20 protein-coding genes, 1 tRNA gene and 3 pseudogenes are annotated in these 23,150 nt (G+C 65.7%); 13 read left to right on the top strand and 11 right to left on the bottom strand.

Annotation, left to right across the window (positions count from 1 at the left end):
• Nucleotides 1-32 precede the first annotated feature (32 nt).
• Both RMCB_RS28000 and RMCB_RS27995 read left to right on the top strand, forming a co-directional pair.
• Nucleotides 33-653 carry a TetR/AcrR family transcriptional regulator gene (locus RMCB_RS28000; RefSeq protein ID WP_062831356.1) on the top strand — a complete coding sequence of 207 codons (621 nt, stop codon included), beginning with the start codon at nt 33-35 and terminating at the stop codon, nt 651-653.
• A 74-nt stretch (nt 654-727) separates the two neighbouring features.
• Nucleotides 728-2,299, top strand: a pseudogene (locus RMCB_RS27995) (FAD-dependent monooxygenase).
• On the opposite strand, the gene RMCB_RS27990 reads toward RMCB_RS27995, so the two are convergent.
• Nucleotides 2,273-3,178 (bottom strand): LysR family transcriptional regulator, encoded by a 906-nt coding sequence (locus RMCB_RS27990; protein ID WP_062831355.1) that lies wholly within the window; start codon nt 3,176-3,178, stop codon nt 2,273-2,275. The pseudogene RMCB_RS27995 and the gene RMCB_RS27990 sit on opposite strands and share 27 nt — an antisense overlap.
• Before the next feature lie 87 nt (nt 3,179-3,265).
• Here RMCB_RS27990 and RMCB_RS27985 point away from each other — a divergent pair, with 87 nt between their 5' ends.
• Complete coding sequence (locus RMCB_RS27985; RefSeq protein ID WP_062831354.1) at nt 3,266-4,015, top strand: SDR family oxidoreductase; 750 nt, start codon at nt 3,266-3,268, stop codon at nt 4,013-4,015.
• Nucleotides 4,016-4,066: 51 nt separating this feature from the next.
• On the opposite strand, the gene RMCB_RS27980 is transcribed toward RMCB_RS27985, so the two are convergent.
• The 7 genes from RMCB_RS27980 to aceE all read right to left on the bottom strand — a co-directional run bounded on the left by RMCB_RS27980 (nt 4,067) and on the right by aceE (nt 13,740).
• Complete coding sequence (locus RMCB_RS27980; protein ID WP_029373734.1) at nt 4,067-5,494, bottom strand: acyl-CoA carboxylase subunit beta; 1,428 nt, start codon at nt 5,492-5,494, stop codon at nt 4,067-4,069.
• A gap of 56 nt (nt 5,495-5,550) precedes the next feature.
• Nucleotides 5,551-6,804: a 3-oxoacyl-ACP synthase KasB gene (gene kasB / locus RMCB_RS27975; RefSeq protein WP_029373733.1), complete on the bottom strand. Its 1,254-nt coding sequence runs from the start codon at nt 6,802-6,804 to the stop codon at nt 5,551-5,553.
• Between the two features lie 27 nt (nt 6,805-6,831).
• Nucleotides 6,832-8,082, bottom strand: a complete 1,251-nt coding sequence (gene kasA / locus RMCB_RS27970; protein ID WP_029373732.1) for a 3-oxoacyl-ACP synthase KasA — start codon at nt 8,080-8,082, stop codon at nt 6,832-6,834.
• Entirely contained in the window at nt 8,079-8,378 is a 300-nt protein-coding gene (gene acpM / locus RMCB_RS27965) for a meromycolate extension acyl carrier protein AcpM (protein ID WP_018599434.1), read from the bottom strand. The genes kasA and acpM overlap by 4 nt, the downstream gene beginning before the upstream one ends.
• A 74-nt stretch (nt 8,379-8,452) precedes the next feature.
• The gene (locus RMCB_RS27960) at nt 8,453-9,370 is read right to left on the bottom strand and encodes an ACP S-malonyltransferase (protein ID WP_072278558.1); all 918 of its coding nucleotides are present in this window, start codon (nt 9,368-9,370) and stop codon (nt 8,453-8,455) included.
• A 163-nt stretch (nt 9,371-9,533) separates the two neighbouring features.
• Entirely contained in the window at nt 9,534-10,820 is a 1,287-nt protein-coding gene (locus RMCB_RS27955; protein ID WP_029373730.1) for a PucR family transcriptional regulator, read from the bottom strand.
• A 130-nt stretch (nt 10,821-10,950) separates the two neighbouring features.
• The gene (gene aceE, locus RMCB_RS27950) at nt 10,951-13,740 is read right to left on the bottom strand and encodes a pyruvate dehydrogenase (acetyl-transferring), homodimeric type (protein WP_062831353.1); all 2,790 of its coding nucleotides are present in this window, start codon (nt 13,738-13,740) and stop codon (nt 10,951-10,953) included.
• Nucleotides 13,741-13,885: 145 nt separating this feature from the next.
• Between aceE and RMCB_RS27945 the strand changes: the two genes are divergently transcribed.
• The 4 genes from RMCB_RS27945 (at nt 13,886) to RMCB_RS27930 (ending at nt 15,571) form a co-directional block, all read left to right on the top strand.
• On the top strand, nt 13,886-14,461 hold the full coding sequence (locus tag RMCB_RS27945; protein WP_029373728.1) for an Rv2240c family protein: 576 nt from the start codon (nt 13,886-13,888) through the stop codon (nt 14,459-14,461).
• 96 nt (nt 14,462-14,557) lie between these two features.
• Complete coding sequence (locus RMCB_RS27940) at nt 14,558-14,989, top strand: DUF3052 domain-containing protein (protein WP_062831352.1); 432 nt, start codon at nt 14,558-14,560, stop codon at nt 14,987-14,989.
• Nucleotides 14,990-14,992: 3 nt separating this feature from the next.
• Nucleotides 14,993-15,454, top strand: a complete 462-nt coding sequence (locus tag RMCB_RS27935; RefSeq protein WP_062831351.1) for a peroxiredoxin — start codon at nt 14,993-14,995, stop codon at nt 15,452-15,454.
• Nucleotides 15,455-15,499: 45 nt separating this feature from the next.
• Nucleotides 15,500-15,571: transfer RNA gene (locus RMCB_RS27930), tRNA-Val, on the top strand.
• 109 nt (nt 15,572-15,680) lie between these two features.
• Here the strand turns inward: RMCB_RS27930 and RMCB_RS27925 are convergent.
• The gene (locus RMCB_RS27925) at nt 15,681-16,628 is read right to left on the bottom strand and encodes an amidohydrolase family protein (RefSeq protein ID WP_062831350.1); all 948 of its coding nucleotides are present in this window, start codon (nt 16,626-16,628) and stop codon (nt 15,681-15,683) included.
• Entirely contained in the window at nt 16,628-17,830 is a 1,203-nt protein-coding gene (locus tag RMCB_RS27920) for a cytochrome P450 (protein ID WP_062831395.1), read from the bottom strand. Before RMCB_RS27920 ends, RMCB_RS27925 begins: the two co-directional genes overlap by 1 nt.
• A gap of 396 nt (nt 17,831-18,226) precedes the next feature.
• On the opposite strand from RMCB_RS27920, the gene RMCB_RS37005 reads away from it, so the two are divergent.
• From RMCB_RS37005 to hxsC, 6 genes and pseudogenes are all read left to right on the top strand, one after another.
• Nucleotides 18,227-18,424 carry a hypothetical protein gene (locus tag RMCB_RS37005; RefSeq protein WP_407662147.1) on the top strand — a complete coding sequence of 66 codons (198 nt, stop codon included), beginning with the start codon at nt 18,227-18,229 and terminating at the stop codon, nt 18,422-18,424.
• 163 nt (nt 18,425-18,587) lie between these two features.
• A complete protein-coding gene (locus RMCB_RS27910; RefSeq protein WP_062831349.1) occupies nt 18,588-18,857 on the top strand; it encodes a hypothetical protein in 270 nt (89 codons plus the stop codon).
• A gap of 390 nt (nt 18,858-19,247) precedes the next feature.
• Nucleotides 19,248-19,520: pseudogene (gene hxsA2, locus RMCB_RS37000) on the top strand (His-Xaa-Ser repeat protein HxsA2); the annotation flags it as partial.
• A gap of 42 nt (nt 19,521-19,562) precedes the next feature.
• The gene (locus tag RMCB_RS36695) at nt 19,563-19,841 is read left to right on the top strand and encodes a hypothetical protein (RefSeq protein WP_165606340.1); all 279 of its coding nucleotides are present in this window, start codon (nt 19,563-19,565) and stop codon (nt 19,839-19,841) included.
• 356 nt (nt 19,842-20,197) lie between these two features.
• A complete protein-coding gene (hxsB, locus tag RMCB_RS27895; protein WP_062831346.1) occupies nt 20,198-21,652 on the top strand; it encodes a His-Xaa-Ser system radical SAM maturase HxsB in 1,455 nt (484 codons plus the stop codon).
• Entirely contained in the window at nt 21,640-22,809 is a 1,170-nt protein-coding gene (hxsC, locus tag RMCB_RS27890; RefSeq protein ID WP_062831345.1) for a His-Xaa-Ser system radical SAM maturase HxsC, read from the top strand. Before hxsB ends, hxsC begins: the two co-directional genes overlap by 13 nt.
• 214 nt (nt 22,810-23,023) lie before the next feature.
• Here the strand turns inward: hxsC and RMCB_RS36690 are convergent.
• A pseudogene (locus RMCB_RS36690) lies at nt 23,024-23,150 on the bottom strand (IS21-like element helper ATPase IstB); the annotation flags it as partial.

Here is a 23,150-nt window from a genome sequence, read left to right as displayed (position 1 = left end):
GGAACTAACCCGTATCGACAGGATGGTTCGCCATGGCAGATGCCCCGCCGACATCGAACGCGCGACGCAGCCCGGGGCGCCTGGACCGCACCCGCGATCCGGGCATTCTCGATGCGGCGCTGCAGGGTGTGGCCGAACTGGGGTATGACCGGCTGAGCATGGACGACATCGCGGCGCGGGCCGGCGTCGGCAAGGCCGCGATCTATCGTCGCTGGCCGTCGAAGCCCGTGGTGATCGCCGACGCGATCGCGCACTGGCGGCGACGTCAGGGGTCGGTCGAACCGCCCGATACGGGAAGCCTCCGCGGCGACATCGAGGCACTCGTCGCTGCGGTGCCCGAGTTCGATGACGCGGGACTGAGCACCATAAAGGTGATCGTCGGGGTGGCGACTGCCGCGATGCACGATCCGGTGCTCGCGGCCGCACTCGATGATCTCGTGCTGTCCCCGCCGCGTCAGATGATCCGGCTACTGCTCGACCATGCGCAGGCCCGCGGCGAGATCCCGCCCGGCCGCGACCTGAGCCTGATACCCGACGTCGCGCTGGGTCTCAACGTGGTGAGGGTGATCACCGGACGGCCGATCGACCGGGTGTTCGTGCGGCGCGTGCTCGAAGACGTGATCCTGCCGCTGGCCGGTGCACCGGGGCTCTGACGGTTGCGCGGGGCGGCCAGCAGTGCGACAGTGAGACTAGACGGAACTAAGTAGTTCCGTCTAAAGGAGGGGCCATGAACGACGTTCGAGTCCCGGTGCTGATCGTCGGTGCAGGGGTCGCAGGCCTGGCCTGTGCGGATCTCTTGGCTCAGCACGGCGTTGAGTCGATGCTGGTGGAAAAGCGGCGTGAGACCTTCGTCTACCCGAAGGCCCGCAACATCACCTTCCGCACACTCGAGATCCTGCGGTCGCTGGGCTTGGGGGACCAGGTGCACGCGGTGGCCGACGGTGTCACCGGTGTGGTACTCAAACCGACGCTGAACAGTCCGTCGGCCGAGCCGGCCATGGACGTCGACGCGATCTTCGCCGTATTCGACGGCCTCAGTCCCGAACCGGTGGCCCAGTACTGTCCGCAGAGCCACTTGGAACCGATGCTGCTCAACGATATTCGCCGGCGCGGGAGCCAGGTTCGGTACGGCACCAGCCTTGTGGGTTTCACCGATGGGCCCGACGGCGTCACCGCCGAGCTGCGGGGCGAGGCCGGCACTGAGACGGTGCACGCCGACTACCTGGTCGCGGCCGACGGCGTGCACAGCCCGATCCGGACCATGCTCGGCACCGGCACGTCGGGGTACGGGGCACTGCCGATCTTCGTGGTGTTCATCTACTTTCGGGCTCCCTGGCGATCGCTGGTGCCCGAGCTGGGTGAGGGCGATGCGATCCAGGTGCGCAACGCCGAGGCGGACGGCATTTTCCTGGTCGTCGAGGGCGACCGCGGCATGTAGCCAGCCACCTACCTGCCCGAGCGCGGTGAATCCGCCGAGCAGTTCACCCCCGAATACTGCCGCGACGTTCTCAACGCCGCGATCGGCGAACCGACCGATGTGGAGATCATCGAGGTGGCACCGTGGCAGCCCTACGAGCGGGTGGCTGATCAATTCCGAACTGGGCGCACCTATCTCGTGGGCGACGCCGCGCACACCATGCCGCCGTTCAAGGCCGGGGGCGCGAACACCGCGATCCAGAGTGCGCACAACCTCGCCTGGAAACTGGCGGCCGTGCATCACGGCATCGCCGGCCCGGGCCTGCTCGCGACCTATCACGACGAGCGGTATCCGATCGGCCGGTTCGCCGCCCGCCAGTCGCTCATCGGGCCACCGCTGGCCTTGCTCAAGCTGGAGGGTGCGACACCCGGGTTGCCCGCGGGCGAAGAGGCGCCGCTGTTCACCATGGTGCTCGGCTACCAATACCATTCGGCTGCAGTGGTTTCCGACGATGCTTCGCCAGGTACCGTCACCTTCGTCGACGTGCTGACCGGCCAACCGGGCACCCGCATGCCGCACATCTGGCTCGCCGGTGACGGGAAGCGGGTATCCACCCTCGACATGATCGGTTCGGGTTTCGCGTTGTTCACCGCGGGGGATCTGGCGGCGTGGACGGCCGCGGCCACGCGTGTGGCGGCCACGTTGGCGGTCGAGGTCACGGTGCATGCGCTGGGCGACGACGGCGCGGCGCACACGGGACTCGGTGCGGGCGGTGCGCTGTTGGTCCGGCCCGACGACTTCGTCGGTTGGCGTACCGAGAGCCTGCCCTCCGACCCGGAAAGCGCCCTGCGGCAATCACTTTCCGCGATTCTCGACCGGTGAGAGCGGATCATCGGCGAGGATGGCATCGCGTACCGCGGACGCGGTGTGGCGCTGCCAGAGCGCTTGGATGGGCACCAGCAACGGCGGATCCAGGTCGATGACCGCCACTCGTCCGGCCATGGCGGGACCGGCCGGTGTCGTCACGAACGCGACCGCACCGGTGGTGAGCGGCGCGGCGACGGTGGCGGCGCCCTGGACCCGGCTCACCACGTAGTCGGGTTCGAATCCGGCGCGGCGGCACGCGCCCATCAAGAAGTCGCTGTAGTAGGACGCGCCCGGTGGTGCCCACAGGGCGATCCGCTCGCCGGCCACCTCGGCGATATCGGCCATCGAGCGGCCTGCCAGCGGGTGCTCGGCTCGTACGGCTAGGCGCACTCGGTCGTATCCCACGACGGCGGTGGCCAATTCGCTGGTGGGCACCACGGCACGGCGCAGGCCCAGCGCTACCGTGCCATCGAGCACCGCGTCGACCAATTGATCGGGATAGAGCTGCCGGAACGTGAATGACGTGCTCGCGTAGGCAGTGATGGCCCGTTCCAGCCGCGTGTACACCTCGGCACCGCTGAGCGCGGGAGTATGGCCGACGACGTAGACCTCGTCGGTGCCTGAAGCTTGGCGCACGCGCTCGGAGACCGTGTGGGCCGCGGCCAGCAGAACACGGCCCTCGCTGCGCAGCAACTCACCGGCTCGCGTGAGTGAAACCCGCCGGCCCTCGCGGACGAACAGCGTTGTGGCGAGCTCTTTCTCCAGCTGAGCAACCGAACTGCTCAGCGCCTGCTGACTCAGGTGGAGTTCGGCGGCGGCCCGGGTGAAGCCCCCGGCATCGGCGACCGCGATGAAATGACGTAAACGCCGCAGGTCGGGGATGCGCTCGTTCATCGCGCCAGCTTATCCACAAGCGATGATTGTCGAAAGATCAGAATTTTGCGTTACTCATTTGTGAGTCGGCTGGCTAGCCTCGGAACCATGAGCAAACTCGAAGGTAAATCCGCGATCGTTGCCGCAGGCGCCAAGAACCTGGGCGGTCTCATCAGCACCACACTCGCCGAACGCGGCGTCAACGTCGCCGTCCACTACAACAGCGCGTCCACCGAGGCCGACGCCGACAAGACCGTGGCCGCGGTGAAGGACGCCGGCGTGAAGGCGATCAAAGTGCAGGGCGATCTGACCGTGCCCGCCAATGTCGAGAAGCTCTTCGACGCGGCTGTCGATGCATTCGGCAGCGTCGACATCGCGATCAACACCGTGGGCAAGGTGCTGCGCAAGCCGTTCGTGGAAACCACTGAGGCCGAATACGATTCGATGTTCGACATCAACGCCAAGGCGGCCTACTTCTTCCTGCAGCAGGCCGGGAAGCGGCTTAACGACAACGGTTCGGTGGTCACCATCGTGACCGCGCTGCTGGCGGCCTACACGGACGGCTATTCGACGTATGCCGGCTCGAAGAGCCCTGTCGAGCACTTCACCCGCGCGGCGTCCAAGGAATTCGGCGTGCGCGGAATCAACGTCAACAACGTCGCTCCCGGGCCGATGGACACGCCGTTCTTCTATCCGCAGGAGACTCCCGAGCGCGTCGAGTTCCACAAGTCGCAGGCCATGGGCAACCGGTTGACCGAGATCACCGACATCGCCCCGCTCGTGGTGTTCCTTGCCGGTGAAGGGCACTGGATCAACGGGCAGACCATCTTCGCCAACGGGGGCTACACCACCCGGTAATAAACGGCGAGCAGTCCCCCGCCTGCGGGGGACTGCTCGCGCGAAGAAAAATTACAGCGGGATGTTCTTGTGGCGGCCACGACGGTGCGGCGCCTCGGCCAATGCCTGCGTGATCTTGCTGCGGGTGTGGGCAGGGTCGATCTTCTCATCGACCACGCCGATCTCGATGGCCGAATCGACGCCACCGGCGATGCGCTCGTGCTCGACCGCCAGCTCCTCGTGCAGGGCCTCCCGCTCGGCGGGATCCTCGACGGCAGCCAGCTTCTTCTTGTGCAGGATGCCGACGGCGGCCTTGGCGCCCATCACGGCGACCTCGGCGTCCGGCCACGCGAAGACCTTGGTGGCGTTCAGCGACCGCGAGTTCATGGCGATGTAGGCGCCGCCGTAGATCTTGCGGGTCACCAGGGTGACGCGGGGGACCGTCGACTCGCCGAAGGCGTGCAGCAGTTTGGCGCCGCGTCGCACGACACCGCCCCATTCCTGATCCACACCGGGCAGGTAGCCGGGCACGTCCACCAGCACCACCAGCGGGATGCCGAAGGCGTCGCACAGCCGCACGAAACGTGCCGACTTCTCGGCACTTTCGGAGTTCAGGCAGCCGCCCAGCCGCAGCGGGTTGTTCGCGATCACGCCGACCGAACGACCGGCCAGGCGACCCAGACCAACGACGATCGAGGGTGCCCATTTGGCCTGGAACTCCTCGAACGGCACGCCGTCATCGAGCAGCGCGGTGATCAGCGGGTGCACGTCGTAGGCACGGCGGGCCGATTCCGGCAGCAGCGCGTGCAGGTCGGTATCGCCCGACTCGGCCTTGGTGCGGTCGAAATGACCCTGCTGGCAGAACAATCCGACCAGGCGGCGGCCGCGCTCGTAAGCGTCGAGCTCGTCGTCGGCGACGATGTGGCACACGCCGGACTTCTTGTGGTGAGCGTCGGGGCCGCCGAGCGACACCATGTCGACGTCCTCGCCGGTGACACTGCGCACCACGTCGGGACCCGTGACGAACACCTTGCTGTCCGGGGCCATGATGATCACGTCGGTCAGGGCCGGGCCGTAGGCCGCGCCGCCGGCCGCGAAGCCGACAACCACAGAGATCTGGGGGATGTAGCCGGACGCGCGGATCATCGCCTCGAACACCAGGCCGACGGCATGCAGCGCGCGGACGCCCTCGGCCAGCCGGGCACCGCCGGAGTGCCAGATGCCCACGATCGGGCTCTGGTCCGCGATGGCGGTGTCGTAGGCGTTGACGATGTGGGCGCAGCCGTCCACACCCATCGCGCCGCCCATGACGGTGCCGTCGGTGCAGAACGCGACGGTCCGCACACCGTTGACGGTGCCTGCGGCGGCGAGCACACCCGAACGATCACGCTCGTGCAGCAGCTCGACGTCGCAGCCGTCGTCGAAGAAAGTCTTGAGCCGGAGAAGTGGATCGCGCGGATCGAGTGATTCGGCAGCCGCCTCGGGGGCCATGATGGTCATACAAACCTCCTTGTAGCTGTCGGATGCCGGCCAGCCTTGCGGGAATACGGTGGGTGTCAGTACTTCCCGAAGGTGAGCGCGACGTTGTGCCCACCGAATCCGAACGAGTTGTTGATAGCGTATTGGTAATTGCCCTGCCGCGGCTCACCAGCGACAACATCCAGATCGATCTCCGGATCGAGGTTGTGCAGGTTGCGCGTCGGCGGGATGACGCCGTCCCGCAACGCCAGGACGGTCAGGATGGACTCCACCGCACCGACAGCGCCGACCGAGTGGCCGAGTGCGGCCTTGGGGGCGTAGACGGCCGGCTTGTGGCCGCGCATCGCGTTGTTGATGGCCTTGCCCTCGGCCACGTCGCCGACGTTGGTGCCGGTGGCATGTGCGTTGACATGGTCGATGTCGGACGGCTGCAGGCCGGCCAACTCGATGGCGCGCGTCATGGCGTAACCCGCCTGCTCGCCGTTGGGATCCGGCGCCACGATGTGGAAGCCGTCCGAGGTCACACTGGCACCCATGATCCGGGCCAGGATGTTGGCGCCGCGGGCCTTGGCGTGCTCTTCGGTCTCGATGACCATGAGCGCGCCGGCCTCACCGAACACGAACCCGTTGCGGTCCTTGTCGAAGGGCTTGCAGGCGCCCTCGGGATCATCGTTGGAGTTGGACAGCACGATGCGCATCTGGGCGAAGCCCGCGATCGGCACCGCTTCGATCTTGGTTTCCACGCCACCGCAGATCGCGATGTCGGCCTCGCCGAGCACGATCTGGCGCCATGCGTTGGCGATGGCTTCGGAGCCCGAGGCGCAGGCCGAGACCGCGGTACACACCCCGGCCCTGGCCTTGCGCTCGAGACCGATGGCGGCGGCGGCCCCGTTGGGCATGTACATCTGCACAGTCAACGGGGACACCGCACGAAGACCCTTGGCCCGCATGCCGTCATAGGCGAACACGAGCTCCTCGGTGGAACCGAGGCCCGTGCCCACAGACACCATCAGGCGCCGGGGATCAACTTCAGGATTGCCCGCGTTCTCCCAGACCCGGCGGCCGATCACGGTCGCCATCTTCTGGAGGTACGACAGGCGACGGAGTTCGACGCGCGTCAGCTCATGATCGAAGTCTTCGAGCAGATGACCGCCGATACGGACCGGCAGGTCATACTGTTCGACGAACGAGTCGGTGAGCGTGCGAATGCCGCTCTGCCCGTCCAGCAACTTCTTCCAGGTACTTTCGGCATCGGTTGCCAGCGCCGTCGACATGGCTACGCCCGTGACAACCACGTTGGGCAGACCGTTACCCGTGGACAATCCCGCCATTTCTACTGCGTTCTTTCCTCTCGTGCCTCAGTACCGCCCGAAGGTCAGGGCCACATTGTGGCCACCAAACCCGAACGAGTTGTTGATGGCGTATTGGTAGTCGCCATACCGAGGCTCACCTGCAACGATATCGAGATCGATCTCAGGATCCGGTGTTTCGTAGTTCAACGTCGGCGGGATGACGCCGTCGCGAAGAGCCAGCACTGTCAGCACGGATTCGAGTGCGCCGACAGCACCGATGGAGTGGCCGAGGGCCGACTTCGGTGCGTACACCGCGGCGTTCTGCACCCCGGCGACACGGATGGCGTTGGCCTCCGCGGTGTCACCGATCGGCGTTGCCGTGGCGTGAGCGTTGACGTGGTCGATGTCCTTGGCGTCCAGACCGGCAGTCTCCAGCGCGCGCTTCATTGCGGCACCGGCCCGCAGGCCGTCGGCGGCCGGGGCCACCATGTGGAAGGCATCGGAGGTGATGCCTGCGCCCATCAGGCGGGCCAGCGGCTTGGCGCCGCGGGCCAGGGCATGCTCCTCGGTCTCGATGACCATGAGTGCACCGGCCTCGCCGAAGACGAACCCGTCACGGTCCTTGTCGAACGGACGCGACGCACCCTCGGGGTCGTCGTTCCGGGTCGACATGGCACGCATCATCGAGAACGCTGCGATCGGCAGAGCTTCGATGGCACCCTCGACGCCGCCGCAGACGGCGATGTCGGCGTCGCCCATGACGATTTGCCGCCAGGCATGGGCGATGCCCTCCGAACCCGACGAACAGGCCGAGACCGGCGTGATGACGCCGGCACGGGCCCCGAGTTCGAGGCCGACGACCGCAGCCGCACCGTTGGGCATGATCATCTGAACGGCGAGCGGGGACACCTTGCGGGGCCCACCCTCGTTCATAGCGTCGTAGGTCTCGACGATCTTCTCGCCACCGCCGAGCCCGGTACCGATGACCACGGCGAACCGGTCAGGGTCGACCTCCGGCTTACCGGCGGTCTCCCACAGCTGGTTGCCGAGGTACTTGGCCATGCGCTGCACGTAAGACATGCGGCGCATCTCCAGGCGGGTCATCAGTGGATCGAGCGGCTCCTTGAGGTGCCCACCGATCTTGGCCGGAAGATCCCACTTCGCGACGAAATCGTCTTCGAGGACGCGGATACCGCTCTCGCCTGCCAGCAGGCCCTTCCACGTGCTCTCGATGTCCGGCGCGATCGAGGTCGTCGCCGTAACGGCGGTTACCACAACGCTGGGGTAACCGCCATTAGCAGTGGAAGGCCTGGTCACTGGTCGGCCGAGAACTTCTCACGCAGGGCGGCGGCGGCCTCGGGGTTCTCTTCCTCGAGCTTCTGGATGTAGGCGACGACGTCACCGACGGTCCGCAGGCCGGCCAGATCCTCGTCGGGGATCTTCACGCCGTACTTGTCCTCGGTCTGCACGGCGATCTCCACCATGGACAGCGAGTCGATGTCCAGGTCGTCGACGAACGACTTCTCGGGGGTCACCTCAGACGGCTCGATGCCGGTGACCTCTTCGATGATCTCGGCGAGACCGGCGATGATTTCTTCCTGACTGGCGGCCACTATGGCTCCTTCTATTGGTGTTTACGTCCCCCGGGTGCGGAGGACTCTTTGGAACGTTCTCGGGTGGAGATGGACTAGAGCTCGGTGAGGGTGTCGAGATCCTCGGGGGACTTGATGGCGCGCGTCGGCGTGCCCTTGAGTTCCCGCTTGGCGATGCCGGCCAACGTGCCTGCCGGTGGGAATTCGACGATTGCGGTCACCTCGTGCTGACGCATGGTCGCGGTGCACAGGTCCCAGCGCACCGGCTTGGTCAGCTGAGCGACGAGCTTCTCCATCGCATCGGCGGCCGAGGTGACGGGCTGCCCGTCGGCGTTCGACAGCAGTGTCGCGGTGGGCTCGCCGGTCGTTACAGACGCCGCCGCAGCCGCGTAGCCGTCGAGCGCGGAAGCCATGTAGTGGGTGTGGAAGGCGCCTGCGGTGGCCAGCTGGCGTACCCGGGCCTTCGCCGGCGGATCCTCGGCCAGCTTCTCCAGGGCCGCCACTGCGCCGGCCGCCACGATCTGGCCCGCGGCGTTGCGGTTGGCCGGGATCAGGTCGAGCGATTCGAGGCGGGCGAGCACCTCTGCCTCGTCGCCACCGAGCACCGCCGACATGCCGGTGGGTTCGACAGCGCAGGCCTTGGCCATCTCGGCGCCCCGGGTGGCGGCGAGCTTGACCGCATCGTCGGCGGAGATCACCCCGGCGATCGCGTAGGCGGCGATCTCACCGACGGAGTGCCCTGCCACGATGGTTTCGGCGGCGGCCACTTTGTCGAGGACGCCGCGGCGGACGAGTTCCTCGTGGGCCAGCAGGGTTGCGGCCACCACCAGAGGCTGTGTCACCGCAGTGTCGGTGATCTCCTCGGCGGTTGCCGTGGTGCCCAGACGAGCCAGATCCAGGCCGCTGATCTGCGACCAGGCCGCCAGACGGTCGGCAGCACCTGGCAGCTCCAACCATGGGGTGAGCATGCCGGGTGTCTGCGAGCCCTGTCCGGGGGCGAGCAATGCGAGCACGGGTCCTTGAGGCACGTCATTAAGAGAACACTGTGAAGTTGGTTTTGCGCCGTGTAAGAGATTATGAACCTTGTCTTAGGTTTTTGTGGGATGTCTACAAAACTGCACGTGATGCGACATTCTCGATACCCGGTCGCGACCCAGGTTTTTGGCAAGAACCCCGCTACCAGGCCCGACGTCCGCCACCGCCGGCCGGTCCGATGGCGGGAACCGCCTTGGCAAGGGTGTTTGACGTGCTCGACTGAGACGGCTGCGAGCTCAGTCGCCCGACGCTCGCCGCCACCCGCAGCACGTAGGCATCCCGGGGTACCGACGGGTCGCGCCCGGTGAAGTCGGCGATCCGTTTCAGCCGGTACCGGACGGTATTTGGATGAACGAACAATTTGCGGGCGCACGCCTCGATCGCGCCGCCGGAATCGAGGTACGCGTCAAGGGTTTCGGTCAGTGCGGGTCCGGCATCGGACAGCGGGCGCATGACCTCTGTCGCCAGGGCCGCGATCGCGTCCATGTCGCCGAGCAGTGCGCGCTCCGGCAGCAGCTCGCGCGCCGGGACCGGCCGCGGGGCACCGCTCCAGCCGGCCACCGCGTTCATGCCGGAGATCGCCTCGGTCGCGCTGCGGTGCGCGGCCGTCAGGGTGTGGGCCAATGGACCGATCACCACCGGGCCGTCGGCGAACACCGTCATCAGATCGGTCAGGAACCGGTCGGTCGGCGACAACGGGCCGGACACGATGGTGACCAACCAGGTGCCGTGCACGTCTGACAGGGCGGCCCGGTCGTGGCGCTGCACGATGTCGCGCACGTCGTCGCTGGCCATATCGATGCGGTCGGGGTGGGGCAGTCCCACGATCACCGTGGCGGGTGCGGTGGCGTCCCAGTTCAGCGCCGCCGCCTGGGACTGCAATTCGGGCCCCACGTCGCCGCGCACCACGGCGTCGACGACGTTGGCCTCCATCCGCCGGTCCCAGGCGCCGCGAGCCTCGGCCTGGTCGGCGTAGGCGCTGGCCGCCGCGAACGCCAGGTCACGGCTGTATCGCAGGATCCCGGCCGTCAGCGCGGTCAGCTGCTCTTCTGAGCGGGCCAACAGCGGCACCACCTCTTCGAAGAACTCCATGGTGGTGCGCACCATCTCCACCGACTGCCGCAGGGCGATCCGACGCCGCAGATCCTGCGGCACCACTTCGAAGGCCTGCGCGGTGTAGCCGACGTCGCTTTGCGGGTTGCGCATCCATTCCACGAAGTTGACGACGGCGGTCTGCACCACCAGCTGCACGCTGGCCCGCTGCGACGCGTCGAGCTCGGCGAAGAATGACAGCCGGTCTTCCATCGCATGCACGGCTTCGGTGGCCAGCCGGCCGGAGTACTGCTTCAAGCGGCGCAGCGTCGAGTCAGGCACCGCCTCCAGCACCTCGACCGTGGTCTTCGGCGGAACGAACCGATTGTCGGTCATCCCTAAAAGCTACGCCGAAGTTCTGGCGGATTCCTCCAAACGGTTTCTCGGCGAGCAGACAGTGCGGTTCGCGACACGCCGCGTTTCCGGTACCGCGGCATCTGCTCGCCGGAGAAAACCGCCGGAAACGCTAGGCGCTGCCGGTGTCGGCGTAGGAGACCGCGGCGGCGAACACGTCGTCGATGCGGTACTTACGGGCGGCCTCGACGGCTACCGACTCGTCGATGTTGCCGTCGCGGGCAAGCCCCTGCAGCACGGCCACCACCACCGACTCCGCGTCGGTGTTGAAGTAGCGGCGCGCGGCCGGGCGGGTGTCGGAGAAGCCGAACCCGTCGGCGCCCAGCGTGATGTAGGTGCCGGGCACCCAGGGCCGGATCTGCTCAGGCACGGCGCGCATCCAGTCCGACACCGCCACGACCGGCCCTGCGGCATCCGCCAGCGAGGCGGTCACGTGCGGCGTCAGCGACGGCTTGTCCGGGTGGCGCAGCCGGTGCTTCTCGATCTCCACGCCTTCGCGGTTGAGCTCGCCCCAGCTGGTCACCGACCACACATCCGCCGCGACATCCCATTCCTCGGCCAGCAGGTCTGCCGCCCGCAGAGCCTCGGGCATCGCGACGCCCGAAGCCAGGATCTGGGCGGCGTTGGTCCGCGGCTCGGCTGCCGCGCGGTAGCGGTACATGCCGCGCAGCAGTGCCTCGGCGTCGAGGTTCTCCGGCTCGGCAGGCTGGACGTAGGGCTCGTTGTAGATGGTGATGTAGAAGAAGACGTTCTCGGCGTGCTCGCCGTACATCCTCTGCAGCCCGCTCTCGATGATGTGGGCGATCTCGTAGGCGAACGCCGGGTCATAGGTCACCGCAGCCGGGTTGGTCGACGCCAGCAGCAGCGAGTGCCCGTCGGCGTGCTGCAGGCCTTCGCCGGTCAGCGTGGTGCGGCCCGCGGTGGCGCCGAGCACGAAGCCCTTGGCCATCTGGTCGGCCGCCGCCCACAGCCCGTCGCCGGTGCGCTGGAACCCGAACATCGAATAGAAGATGTAGATCGGGATCATCGGCTCGTCATGGGTGGAGTACGACGTGCCCACGGCGGTGAACGACGCCGTCGACCCGGCCTCGTTGATGCCCTCGTGCAGGATCTGGCCGACCTCAGATTCCTTGTAGGCCAACATCAATGCCGAGTCCACCGACGTGTAGAGCTGCCCGTTGCGGTTGTAGATCTTCAACGACGGGAACCACGAGTCCATGCCGAAGGTGCGGGCCTCGTCGGGGATGATCGGCACCAGGCGGGGCCCGATGTTCTTGTCGCGCAACAGTTCCTTGAACGTACGCACCGTCGCCATGGTGGTGGCCACGGCCTGGTTGCCCGAGCCCTTCTTGAGCGGCTTATAGGACTCCGACGCGGGCAACGCCAACGGGGTGCTCTTGTTGCGGCGTGCCGGCACGAATCCGCCAAGGGCGCGGCGGCGATCCAGCAGATAGCGGATCTCCGGAGTTTCCGGGCCGGGGTGGTAGTACGGCGGCAGGTACGGATCCTCTTCGAGCTGGGCATCGGAGATCGGCACGCGGGTGACGTCGCGGAAATCCTTGAGGTCTTGCAGCGCAAGCTTTTTCATCTGATGCGTGGCGTTGCGGCCCTCGAAGTGGCTGCCCAGCGTGTAACCCTTGATGGTCTTGGCCAGGATGACCGTCGGCTGGCCCTTGTGCTCGGTGGCGGCCCGGTAGGCGGCGTACACCTTGCGGTAGTCGTGGCCGCCGCGCTTGAGGTTCCAGATCTCCTGATCGGTCATCGGTTCGACGAGGGCCTTGGTGCGCGGGTCGCGGCCGAAGAAGTGGTCGCGAACGTAGGCGCCGTCGTTGGCCTTGTAGGTCTGGTAGTCGCCGTCGGGGGTGACGTTCATCAGATTGACCAGCGCGCCGTCCTTGTCGGCATGCAGCAGGGCATCCCACTCGCGGCCCCAGACCACCTTGATGACGTTCCAGCCCGCTCCGCGGAAGAACGACTCCAGCTCCTGGATGATCTTGCCGTTACCGCGCACCGGGCCGTCGAGCCGCTGCAGGTTGCAGTTGATCACGAAGGTGAGGTTGTCCAGCGCCTCGTTGGCGGCGACCTGGATCAGGCCGCGGCTCTCGGGCTCGTCCATCTCGCCGTCGCCGAGGAACGCCCACACGTGCTGATCGGAGGTGTCCTTGATGCCCCGGTCGTGCAGGTAGTGGTTGAACCGGGCCTGATAGATCGCGTTCATCGGGCCCAGACCCATCGACACCGTGGGGAATTCCCAGAAGTCGGGCATCAGCCGGGGGTGCGGGTAGGAGGGCAGGCCGCCGCCGCGATGGCTGTGTTCCTGACGGAAACCATCCAGTTGGTCGGTTGTCAGCCGGCCTTCCAGGAACGCACGGGCGTAGATGCCCGGTGAGGCGTGACCCTGGATGAAGACCTGATCGCCGCCACCCGGGTGAGATTTGCCGCGGAAGAAGTGGTTGAAGCCGACCTCATACAGCGACGCCGACGACGCGTAGGTCGAAATATGGCCGCCCACACCGACTCCCGGGCGCTGGGCCCGGTGCACCATGATGGCCGCATTCCACCGGATCCAGGCGCGGTAGCGTCGCTCGACGTCCTCGTCGCCGGGAAACCACGGTTCCAGGTCCGTCGGGATGGTGTTGACGTAGTCGGTCGACGTCAGTGCCGGGATCGCGACGCGCTTTTCCCGCGAACGTTCCAGCAGGCGCAGCATCAGATACCGGGCCCGGGCGGGACCGGAGCGCTCCAGCAACTCGTCGAACGACTCCAACCACTCCGTGGTTTCGTCGGTATCGATGTCCGGAAGATAGGAGGCAACCCCCTCCCGGATGACGCGAACCCGGTCGTGTTCGGCTGCGGTGGTGGAGTTTTGAGCCAGATCCTGGCGCGCGAACTCGGTGGTCAACTTCCGCTCCTTGTTAGGCGGTTAACAACTCATGGGTGCTTGTGGCGTCCTCTATCGTCCACCTATCGTGCCGTATTCATGCCGCTGGGGTGTCGAGTGCAATGAACCCATCGGAATCGGTTCCAGCCGGTAACGTCTGCAGACCGTGCTGGTGGGTGGACAGTGTCGGACGCGGCTGCGCGTCGCCGCGTTCGCGGTGGGGAGTGCGGCGTCGATCGCCATGGTGATCGTCGGCTGCACCCGCATGACCGACGGCGCCGCTGTCGCCGACCAACAGGACGCTCAGCTGTACCGGGCTTCGATCTCGGCCTCGATCGACGCGTCGAAGTCGAGCTCGGCGACCCGTGAGTCGGAACGCCAGGCCTCGCTGACCACCCAGGCCATCCATGCGGTGTGCGAGGACATGAGCACCTCATCGGTCGACGCGGTCAACGCCGTCAACGCCTACGTCACCGCCGCCAACAACCACGGCGACGTGCAGTCCAAGGTCGGCCCGGCAGCCGACGCGCTCAACCACAGCGCTGACCTGGTCAGCTCTGGCTCCGTCGATGCTCTCGCGCCTGATCTTCGCGCTGCGCTGAACGAATGGGTCGACGCTGCGCGGGCGCTCGCGGCGGCCATTTCGAGCAACGCGGCGGTCGACACGATCAATGCCGCGACCGACCGATCCAACACCGCCAAGACCAACGCGCTGGACCGCTGCGACAAGGCGTATCGATGAACTGCCCGGCATGCGCCCGTACTCGGACACCGACGTGCGACGATTAGGACGAAAACGCATCAAAGAGTGCACTTGGAGCCTGAAGGAGGATCGACGGTGGTCGCGGCGGGGAAGGACTCTGACCCGAACTACGCCCAATGTCTGGGCATCAACAAGGATCAGATAGTCCAGGAATTGGGCTGGGATGAGGACACCGACGACGACATCCGGGCCGACATCGAGGATGCGTGCGGCTCTGAGCTGCTCGACGAAGATGCGGACGAAGTGGTCGACGTCGTCTTGCTGTGGTGGCGGGACGGTGACGGAGACCTCGTGGACCGGCTGATGGACGCTATCACCCCGCTGGCCGAGGACGGGGTCATCTGGGTGGTGACGCCCAAGACCGGCAAGCCCGGGCATGTGCAGCCCGCCGAAATCGCCGAATCGGCTCCGACAGCAGGGTTGATGCAGACCTCGTCGGCCAAGCTGGGGGACTGGACGGCGAGCCGGTTGGTGCAGCCGAAGTCCAAGGCGGCAGGCAGGCGCTAGCCAGTGCTGGAGGTGGGAACCGCAGCGCCCGATTTCACGCTGCGGGACCAGAACGGCCGCGCGGTGACCCTGAGCGGCTTCCGCAGCGCCAAAGACGTGCTGTTGGTGTTCTTCCCGTTGGCGTTCACCGCCGTCTGCCAAGGTGAGCTCGATGAGATCCAGGACCATCTCACCGCCTACCAAAACGACGACATCGCGACGCTGACGATCTCCGTCGGGCCCCCGCCGACTCATAAGATCTGGTCTGGCCAAAGCGGTTTCACCTTCCCGGTGCTGTCCGACTTCTGGCCGCACGGCGCCGTATCGCAGGCCTACGGCGTCTTCAACGACGATGCTGGCTATCCGAATCGCGGCACCTTCGTCATCGACCGCTCCGGGGTCATCCGCTTCGCCGAGACCATGGAACCCGGTCAACCACGCGACCAATCCGTGTGGCGGCAGGCATTGGCGGCCCTGCGCACGTAGCGGATTTCCGGTCAGGGTGCCCCGCCGTGTACCGTGCCTGCGACGGGGCGCGTAGCTCAGTGGTAGAGCTCTGGTTTTACACACCAGCGGTCGGCGGTTCGATACCGTCCGCGCCCACTCTTGTTTCCTCAGGTCAGCGAATTGTGCGAGTCAACAACAACGTGTGGTGGCCGGGCAGGCTCTGTGCTCGCGGTGCGGACCGTTATCGAGCGCCGGCCAGGGGCGTTTATCCGAACAGCCGCCGTGCGTTTTCGGAGGTGACTTGTCGCCAGTCGACGTCGGGATCGGCGTCCAGGGCGGCGATCTGCTTGCCGACCGCGAACTCCGGTGTCCAGCAGGAGTCGCTGCCATAGAGGATGCGTCCGTCCCCGACCACGTCACGCAGCACGGCGGCGTGGGTGGGTAGTGGATGCCCGGCGAGATCGAACCACATGCGGCGCAATTGGTCGTCGGTCGTCAGCGGTCCGGGTGGATCGCCATTGGGGGCCGGCCATACGCTGCGGAACAGTTCGATGCGTGCGGCCAGCAGCGGCAGGGTGGCTCCGCAGTGCGGTATCACGAAGCGGATGTCGGGATAGCGGCCGACGACACCCGCGAAGATGAGATCGGTGATCGTGCGGGTCGTCTCGAACATGAACTCGATGATGGGACGAGGGCGACCGAGCGATACGAAATTGGCATCGGGCGGTGAGGTCGGATGCACGAAGACGATGGAGCGCTGCGCGTCCAGGCGTTCCCACAGCGGGTCCAGAGCGGCGTCACCGAGGTACTGCCCGCCGGCGTTGCTCATGACGATGACGCCTGCCGCTCCGCTGTCCGTCGTGCGGATGGCTTCGCGCACGGCGGTTTCGACGTCGGGTAGCGGGAGGGTGGCGAAGTAGGAGAGGCGCGCAGGGTGCTCGGCGATGGCCGCGGCGGCGAAGTCGTTGGCGTGGCGGGCCAGAGCAGGCGCATCCGTCCCGGCGAAGCTCACGCCGGGGGAGGACAACGACAGGACCGCGTAGCGAATTGCGTTGTCCCGCACCGACGAAATCTGGTGGTCGACGGTCCACGACGGCCACGCGGGCATGCCGTCGGGGTGGTCGATACCGGCGGCGATGGCGGCGCCGACATACTCGTCGGTGACGAAATGCGCGTGGACGTCGAGCAGCTCGGGGCCGTTTGCTTCGGCCATCAGTCGCGGTTTCTGTTGGGCACCAAGGTGACGGGCAGTTGTTCGAGGCGGTGAATGACGTTGTTGACTGCCCACGTCGGCTGTCCCTGGAGGTCGAAGCGTTCGACGCGTTCGAGCAGCGCTGTGAGGAGGGCGGCTGTTTCCATCCTGGCCAGACCCTGGCCCGCGCAGGCGTGCGCTCCGTTGCCGAAGCCGATGTGTCGTCCGGCGTCGCGGCGGATGTCGAACACGTCGGGGTTCTCCCACTCCAGTTCGTCACGGTTTGCCGAGGCGTACATGACAAGCAGGCGCGTGCCTGCGGGAATGGGCGTTCCCCCGATCTCGGTGTCGCGCGCCGTCTTGCGGGTGAAGGCCCGCAGCGGTGATTCGATACGCACCACTTCGTTGATCGCGTTCGACAGCAGGGTTGGCTCCGCTCGCAGCAGTTCCCACTGCTCGGAGTGCGTCGCGAACAGATAGATCGCACTGGAAATGGCGCTGATGGTGGTGTCCAACGACGGCGCAATGTAGTCGATCATCAGGGGTGGTACGTCATCGAGCGTCAGCGCGCCGTCATCGACGGCGGTCAACAGTTCGTCGGCCATGCTGCCTGGCAGAACGTTGCGGTCGTGGACGACGCTGCGGGTGTAGCGCAACATGTGGGTGCTGCGCGGGACGGCTCGCAGCGCGTGCCGGTTCAAGGGTCCGAGAATGTCGAATGTCGCTGCGGCCCAGGCGATCAGATGGTTGCGCTGGTCCTTCGGCCAGCCGACGAGATCGGGCACCACGGCGAGCGGCAGTGCGGTGGCCAGGTCCGCGACGGCGTCGACTCGGCCCTTGGCGAGGGCGGCGTCGACGATGGAACGAGCAGTGTTCTCGACCGAGGCGTTGACCCCGCGCAACGCCCGCGGCATGAGGCGGTGGGCGACGAGCTTTCGGCGCCTGTCGTGGTCGACACCGTCGCTGTTGAGGGTCGTCCCTCGGGAGAGCCGGTTGGCCAGCGCGTTGGCGGCGACTCCGTGGCCGGACACGTACAGGTCGTCGGCGCGAAGCGTGGCCTTGCATTCGGTGTACCGCGGCAGGGCGACCAGCCGCTGCCGCTGCAGCCAGACGACGGGTCCGAGGTCCCGCATCGCGCGGTAGTGCGGATACGGGTCGACGATCGCCGACGTGCTGTAGAGATCGGGCCGGTACGACGGGATACCCACGGGGCGGCGCGACATGAACGGCGGCGCGGGCAGAAGCGCCCGACGGCCGTTGGTGTGCGAATCATCAGTCTCGGTCAGGGCCATCTCCGCTTCCTTCGTTAGTGACGGAATCGTCACATATGACTAGGTCCTCAGTCAAGGCCCCCGTGTGACGCCGCCCAGCTTCCGCCTGGCGGCGCGGGCGGCGGACCTGAACTTCGCCGTCATGAGCGCTGCGTCTTGGCCGCTCGCCGTGTCACGCTGGGCCGGTGCCCGAGATAGGAAGCCGGTCGCGCAACCTCCCCGCGCCGCCGCACATCGTCTTCGGCGACTTGGTGTCGCCGCGGAGTGTCGGTATCCGTTCGTGGCTGCACCTGCTTCCCGACGAGCAGGGCGCCCGTGGTGCTGGAGTCCCGGGAGCCCAGGTGCGTGGTGTGGTCCTCGCTTTGGCCTCGGCCGGACGCGCGGATCACCTTCGAGCTTCCGCCTGACGGCGCCGGCGGCGGAACCGACCTGCGGTGGACTCTGACCGTCGACGAGCCGGTGCCCGATGAGGGCTTGACCGGCCACCTGCGAGAGCGCATCAACACCTTGATCAATGCGAACCTTCGCTACACGTACGGTCAGTAACTCGTATGCCGCTCTCCCGACGGCAGCGCAACCCCCGGTGCCCCCGTATCCGTTGTTTGGACGGGCGACGCGGGGGCAACCCACCTAGTACGACGCATGCCGATACGGGTAGCGCGGCGCGAAGTGAATTCGGGGGTTTGCACACAACAGGGAGGTTCGGCTCATGGCAGCCGACAGCAGGGTCCGAGTACTTGCCGCGGTCGCTGGCGGTGGTGCACTGGTGGCGCTGGGCTGGCTAGGTGCCACGTCCGGCGATTCCAACAACATGGCAGTGCATCTGCCCCCGCCGCCGCCAACTGTCGGCCACACCGTCATGTCGCTGGGGGCGACGACGACCACTTCGAATCCACCGACTGAGCCGGCTGTCAGCAAGGCCCAGCCGTCGATTACGGGTTCGGCCACACTGCCGTCAGAAGAGGTCGGCCTGCCCTAACCCTCGGGCAAGCATGCCCGTCGCAGTCTGCGCGTCAAATACCATGGGGCACAGTAACATTGGTCCCCCCGGGCCGATGACGGAGTTGGGTGACCTTCTCCGTCGGGACAGTGATGTCGGCCGCGAGTCGCTAGCCGTCGGCCCCCGTTCGAAACCTGAGTTGTTGTTTCCCAACAGCGGTCGGCAGATCCCATTGCCGACGACAAGCGGTTCCGCTCCGACAAATTCTTCGATTAGCGCCGTTGGGGTCTGACGCCGCCGTCAACCTTGCTATAAATTCCGACAGCGAGTTCACAGCGTTCCGGCAGCGCAGTCACGGAGGAAATGGCGATGGAGCACACGGCGAGTTCGTCCACAGCGGTTGGCTCCGGATTGCTGGGGTGAAGCCAGATGCGTGACACTCCGAAAATCGTCAGCCTCGCTACCGCGCTCGCAGCCCTCGCGACTCCCGCGGCTGCACCGCCAATCGGGGAGGCGGCCGATGCGGACGCGTACCCGGTTGCGCGGGACGCGATGGAAAAGGTCCCGGTGGGGCCCGAGATTTCTCTACCTGGCGATGTGGAGCTGCTGAGCTTCACTGTGCACCAGACCAGCGACGGCATTTTGTTCCCACAGCACAGTTCTCATTCGTCGCATTCGTCTCACTCCTCACATGTTTCGCATGCGTCTTCCAGCCCCGGATTTGGCGGGCCCTATGTGCCCTACGTGCCGTACGTACCGCCACCCGCCTATGTGCCGCCTGCCGTGGTCCCGCCGGCAGCGGCCTCACCGAGCACCACGGCCACGCCCGCACCGGCGCCGGCCACCGACGTTGCCTACGTCGCGTGCACGCGGGCGAGCAACGGTTTTGGTGTGAACGACATCGCCAGTGAACTCGAAGAGGTCTACGGCGTATCCGGAGCTGACGCGGTGAATATTGCCAAGCAGGCGTTGACCGCTGTGCTTGGCGGCGGGCACTACTGCGACGGCTACCGCCATGACTGATCGCAGTTGTCCTCCTTGGTGTCCAGCACGTCGTGCGCTGACGGCAGATGGGCAACTTCTCAATGGCTGATGTCGTCGTGGACTTCAGCGTGTCGACACAATCGCTCGGCGCGTTGCAAGAAGCCGCTTACCGCCTAATCGGGCAAGCCACGTGCCAGATCGACCAAGCGGACGGCCGATACGTCTGCCGACTTTCACCATCGCACCCGCAGCTTCGCGGCGGCGAGTTGCGCTCTCACTTCCTGAACCTCGTGACAGACGAAAACCTCCGCGAGAAAGTGAGTAGAGAGACTGGCCGACTGCGAGACGTCATTGTCGCCTTGGCTTTCGGCTCTCTGGCGGACGGGGACTGAGTCTTGTCCGGCTTCGCGTCACCGGAGGCATTCCGTCCCGAGGCATCTGCGCTTCAACTGCTGCCCATCAGGTTTGAGCGACTCGGCGCGGATCGATTCCTTGTTGGCAACATGGTTGGCGACATGGCGGAGATGACGGCGGCGGAACTCGACCGTCTGTGCACGCTCGATCTCACACCCGGCGATGGTCTCTACGAGCGTGCGTTCGAGAAACTCTTCGTCGGGTCGGTCGGTCAACGCGCGCAGCAGCAGCTCTTGGCCCTTCGTTTGCGTAGCCGCCTGAGTTTCTTGCGTGCGGCCACACCCTTGCACTTGTTCGTTGTCACTCTGCGGTGCGAGCACTCCTGCCCGTATTGCCAGGTGTCACGGCAAAGCCGGGACCGAGCACGCTACGACATGGACCAGGCCACCGCCGCCAAGGCACTCGATGTTGCCCTGTCTGCGCCCGCTCCGCTGATCAAGATCGAATTCCAGGGCGGCGAGCCGCTTCTGAATTTCGAACTCATCCAATGGATCGTCTTGACCGCCAAGCGTCGCGCGGTTCCGTTAGGTAAGGAGCTGCAGTTCGTGATTGCCACGAACCTGGCCTTACTCAATGACGAGGTGCTCGACTTCTGCGCTGAACACGACGTTCTTTTCAGCACGTCGCTAGATGGGCCCCGAGATCTGCACAACATGAACCGACCCCGCCGAGGCCAAAACAGCTATGAGCTTGCGGTCGCGGGAATCGCGCGCATCAAGGATCAACTGGGGTCCGACAGGGTTGGGGCGTTGATGACCACCACTGAAGCAAGCCTGGGTCGCGTCGAGGAGATCGTCGACGAATACCTGCGGCAGGACCTCGACGGGATTTTTCTCAGGCCGCTCTCTCCCTACGGATTCGCGATCAAGAACAAGCAGTTCCATAAATATGACGCCCAGGAATGGCTCGAATTCTGGAAGCGCGGTCTTCGCTATATCTTGCAGGTCAACAAGTCTGGCCGCCATTTTCCTGAGTTCTATTCAGCGCTGATCCTGCGACGGATGCTAAGCGACGAGCCAATTGGCTACGTCGATCTGCGAAGTCCGGCCGGTATAGGGCTCGGAGCCCTCGTATACAACTATGACGGGACGGTGTTCGCTTCCGACGAGGGCCGCATGCTCGCCGAGATGGGCGACCGCAGTTTCGAACTCGGCAACGTCCGCGACCATGGATATCGAGACCTCGTGCTGTCCGACACTCTTCTCTCGGCAGTCGCGAACTCGCTGACGCAAACGGCGCCGCAATGCTCAACGTGTGTCTTTGAGCCCAACTGCGGAGCTGATCCCGTCTATCACCATGCGACGCAGGGCGATTTGTTGGGTATCAAGCCGCTATCGGAGTTTTGCGCGCGGCAAAAAGGTGTCATCACTCACCTGTTCGAACTGCTGGAACATTCCCCCGAGGACGCCGCCATCCTTCGGAGATGGGCATCGTGAAACCGCTTGTGCTTGCTGCACGTTCGCCTCTGGCAGACATAGTCGGAGTGGGCGGGGAACGGGTGTCGGTACGACTTCGGTCCCCGGATCGTCACCCGGCCGACGATCGCGACGCCGCGTTGATTACGAAAGACGACGATTGGGCGCTGGCGCATGAGCGCGGCTACAGGCTCGCTGTTGGGCGCGACGCGCGCCCGGACGCAATGTCGATGAGCTACGTGCGAGTTCCGGCGATGCTGGCCGAACTTGGCGACGGCGACGTGCTGAGTATCTACCCGAAGTCTGGTCGGGTGCGGGTGCTCTACCGCAGATCCTCCAGACACAACTTCTTCCTGGTCACCGAACGCTGCAACAACTACTGCCTGATGTGCTCTCAGCCGCCGAGGAAAGTCGATGACGGGTGGCTGATCGATGAGATCGCGCAGAGCCTTTCGCTGGTCGATCCCGCGACATCCGCTCTGACGTTCACCGGAGGTGAACCGCTCACCGAGTGGCGCCGATTCACCGGGCTCCTCGAGTTGACGCGTGATCTGCTCCCGGACACTGCGATACACGTGCTGACCAACGGGCGTGCTTTCTCCTCTCCCGAAGTAGCAAATGCGTGGGCGGCAGTCGATCACCCGAAGCTCTCGGCCGGAATTCCCATCTATGCGGCGGTAGACCACATTCACGATTACGTCGTCCAGGCCAAGGGAGCGTTCGACGAAACGGTGCTCGGCGTGCTTCATCTCAAGGACCGTGGCCAGCGAGTCGAAATACGTGTTGTGCTGCATGCCGTCACCGCCCCGCGGCTACGCGAGACCTGCTCGTGGATCGCCCGAAATCTCCCGTTCGTGGATCACGTGGCTCTGATGGGCATGGAGAACACCGGCTTCGCGATCGCCAATGACGAGACGCTGTGGATTGATCCGCTCGATTATCAGGAACAGTTGAAGGCAGGCGTGGATGTCCTCTCCGCCGCCGGAGTGAACGTCTCGGTCTACAACCTGCCTTTGTGCGTGCTCGATCCTGCGGTCCGCCGCTTTGCTGTGCGATCGATCTCAGATTGGAAAAATGCCTACGTGCAGGAGTGCGAGGGTTGCTCGGCTCGTGCCGATTGCGCGGGGTTCTTCTCGACAGGGCGACCAAAGTTCAGTCGCGGGGTCGCTGCGATCTGATCGACACAACGACCGTTCGTGAGTCGACGACGCAGCCGTGGCCATTTAGCGAAGCGACTGGGCGTGAAACGCGCGAATTCGCGGTCTACGTGGTACTTCCTTGATCGTGGCCCACACCGAGGACTTCGAGCTGGATCCGGCGCCCAGCGGAGTGATCGCGCTCGTCGAAAGTCCCCAGGTGTGCTCGTTGAAATTCCTCACCTGTGAGCAGCGGTCAGTGTAGTGGTTGGCGGGTGCCGGTGGTGGCTCGGCGGAGGGTGTCGGTGGAGGCGTGGTGGTCGCGTAGTCGGTAGGACTCGCCGTCGAGGTTGATGACTACGGATCGGTGCAGGAGGCGGTCG

The sequence above is a fragment of the Mycolicibacterium brisbanense genome (genome assembly GCF_001570425.1).
GTDB lineage: Bacteria > Actinomycetota > Actinomycetes > Mycobacteriales > Mycobacteriaceae > Mycobacterium > Mycobacterium brisbanense.
Note: the sequence above shows the minus strand (reverse complement) of the source record. Positions and strands in the feature narration are given on the sequence as shown.

Excerpts from the sequence above, each read along its gene's own strand:
- RMCB_RS28000 (WP_062831356.1), top strand. The coding sequence starts at position 33 with ATGGCAGATGCCCCGCCGACATCGAACGCGCGACGCAGCCCGGGGCGC.
- RMCB_RS27990 (WP_062831355.1), bottom strand. The coding sequence starts at position 3,178 with ATGAACGAGCGCATCCCCGACCTGCGGCGTTTACGTCATTTCATCGCG.
- RMCB_RS27985 (WP_062831354.1), top strand. The coding sequence starts at position 3,266 with ATGAGCAAACTCGAAGGTAAATCCGCGATCGTTGCCGCAGGCGCCAAG.
- RMCB_RS27980 (WP_029373734.1), bottom strand. The coding sequence starts at position 5,494 with ATGACCATCATGGCCCCCGAGGCGGCTGCCGAATCACTCGATCCGCGC.
- kasB (WP_029373733.1), bottom strand. The coding sequence starts at position 6,804 with ATGGCGGGATTGTCCACGGGTAACGGTCTGCCCAACGTGGTTGTCACG.
- RMCB_RS27955 (WP_029373730.1), bottom strand. The coding sequence starts at position 10,820 with ATGACCGACAATCGGTTCGTTCCGCCGAAGACCACGGTCGAGGTGCTG.
- RMCB_RS27925 (WP_062831350.1), bottom strand. The coding sequence starts at position 16,628 with ATGGCCGAAGCAAACGGCCCCGAGCTGCTCGACGTCCACGCGCATTTC.
- RMCB_RS27920 (WP_062831395.1), bottom strand. The coding sequence starts at position 17,830 with ATGTCGCGCCGCCCCGTGGGTATCCCGTCGTACCGGCCCGATCTCTAC.
- RMCB_RS27910 (WP_062831349.1), top strand. The coding sequence starts at position 18,588 with ATGGCAGCCGACAGCAGGGTCCGAGTACTTGCCGCGGTCGCTGGCGGT.
- hxsC (WP_062831345.1), top strand. The coding sequence starts at position 21,640 with ATGGGCATCGTGAAACCGCTTGTGCTTGCTGCACGTTCGCCTCTGGCA.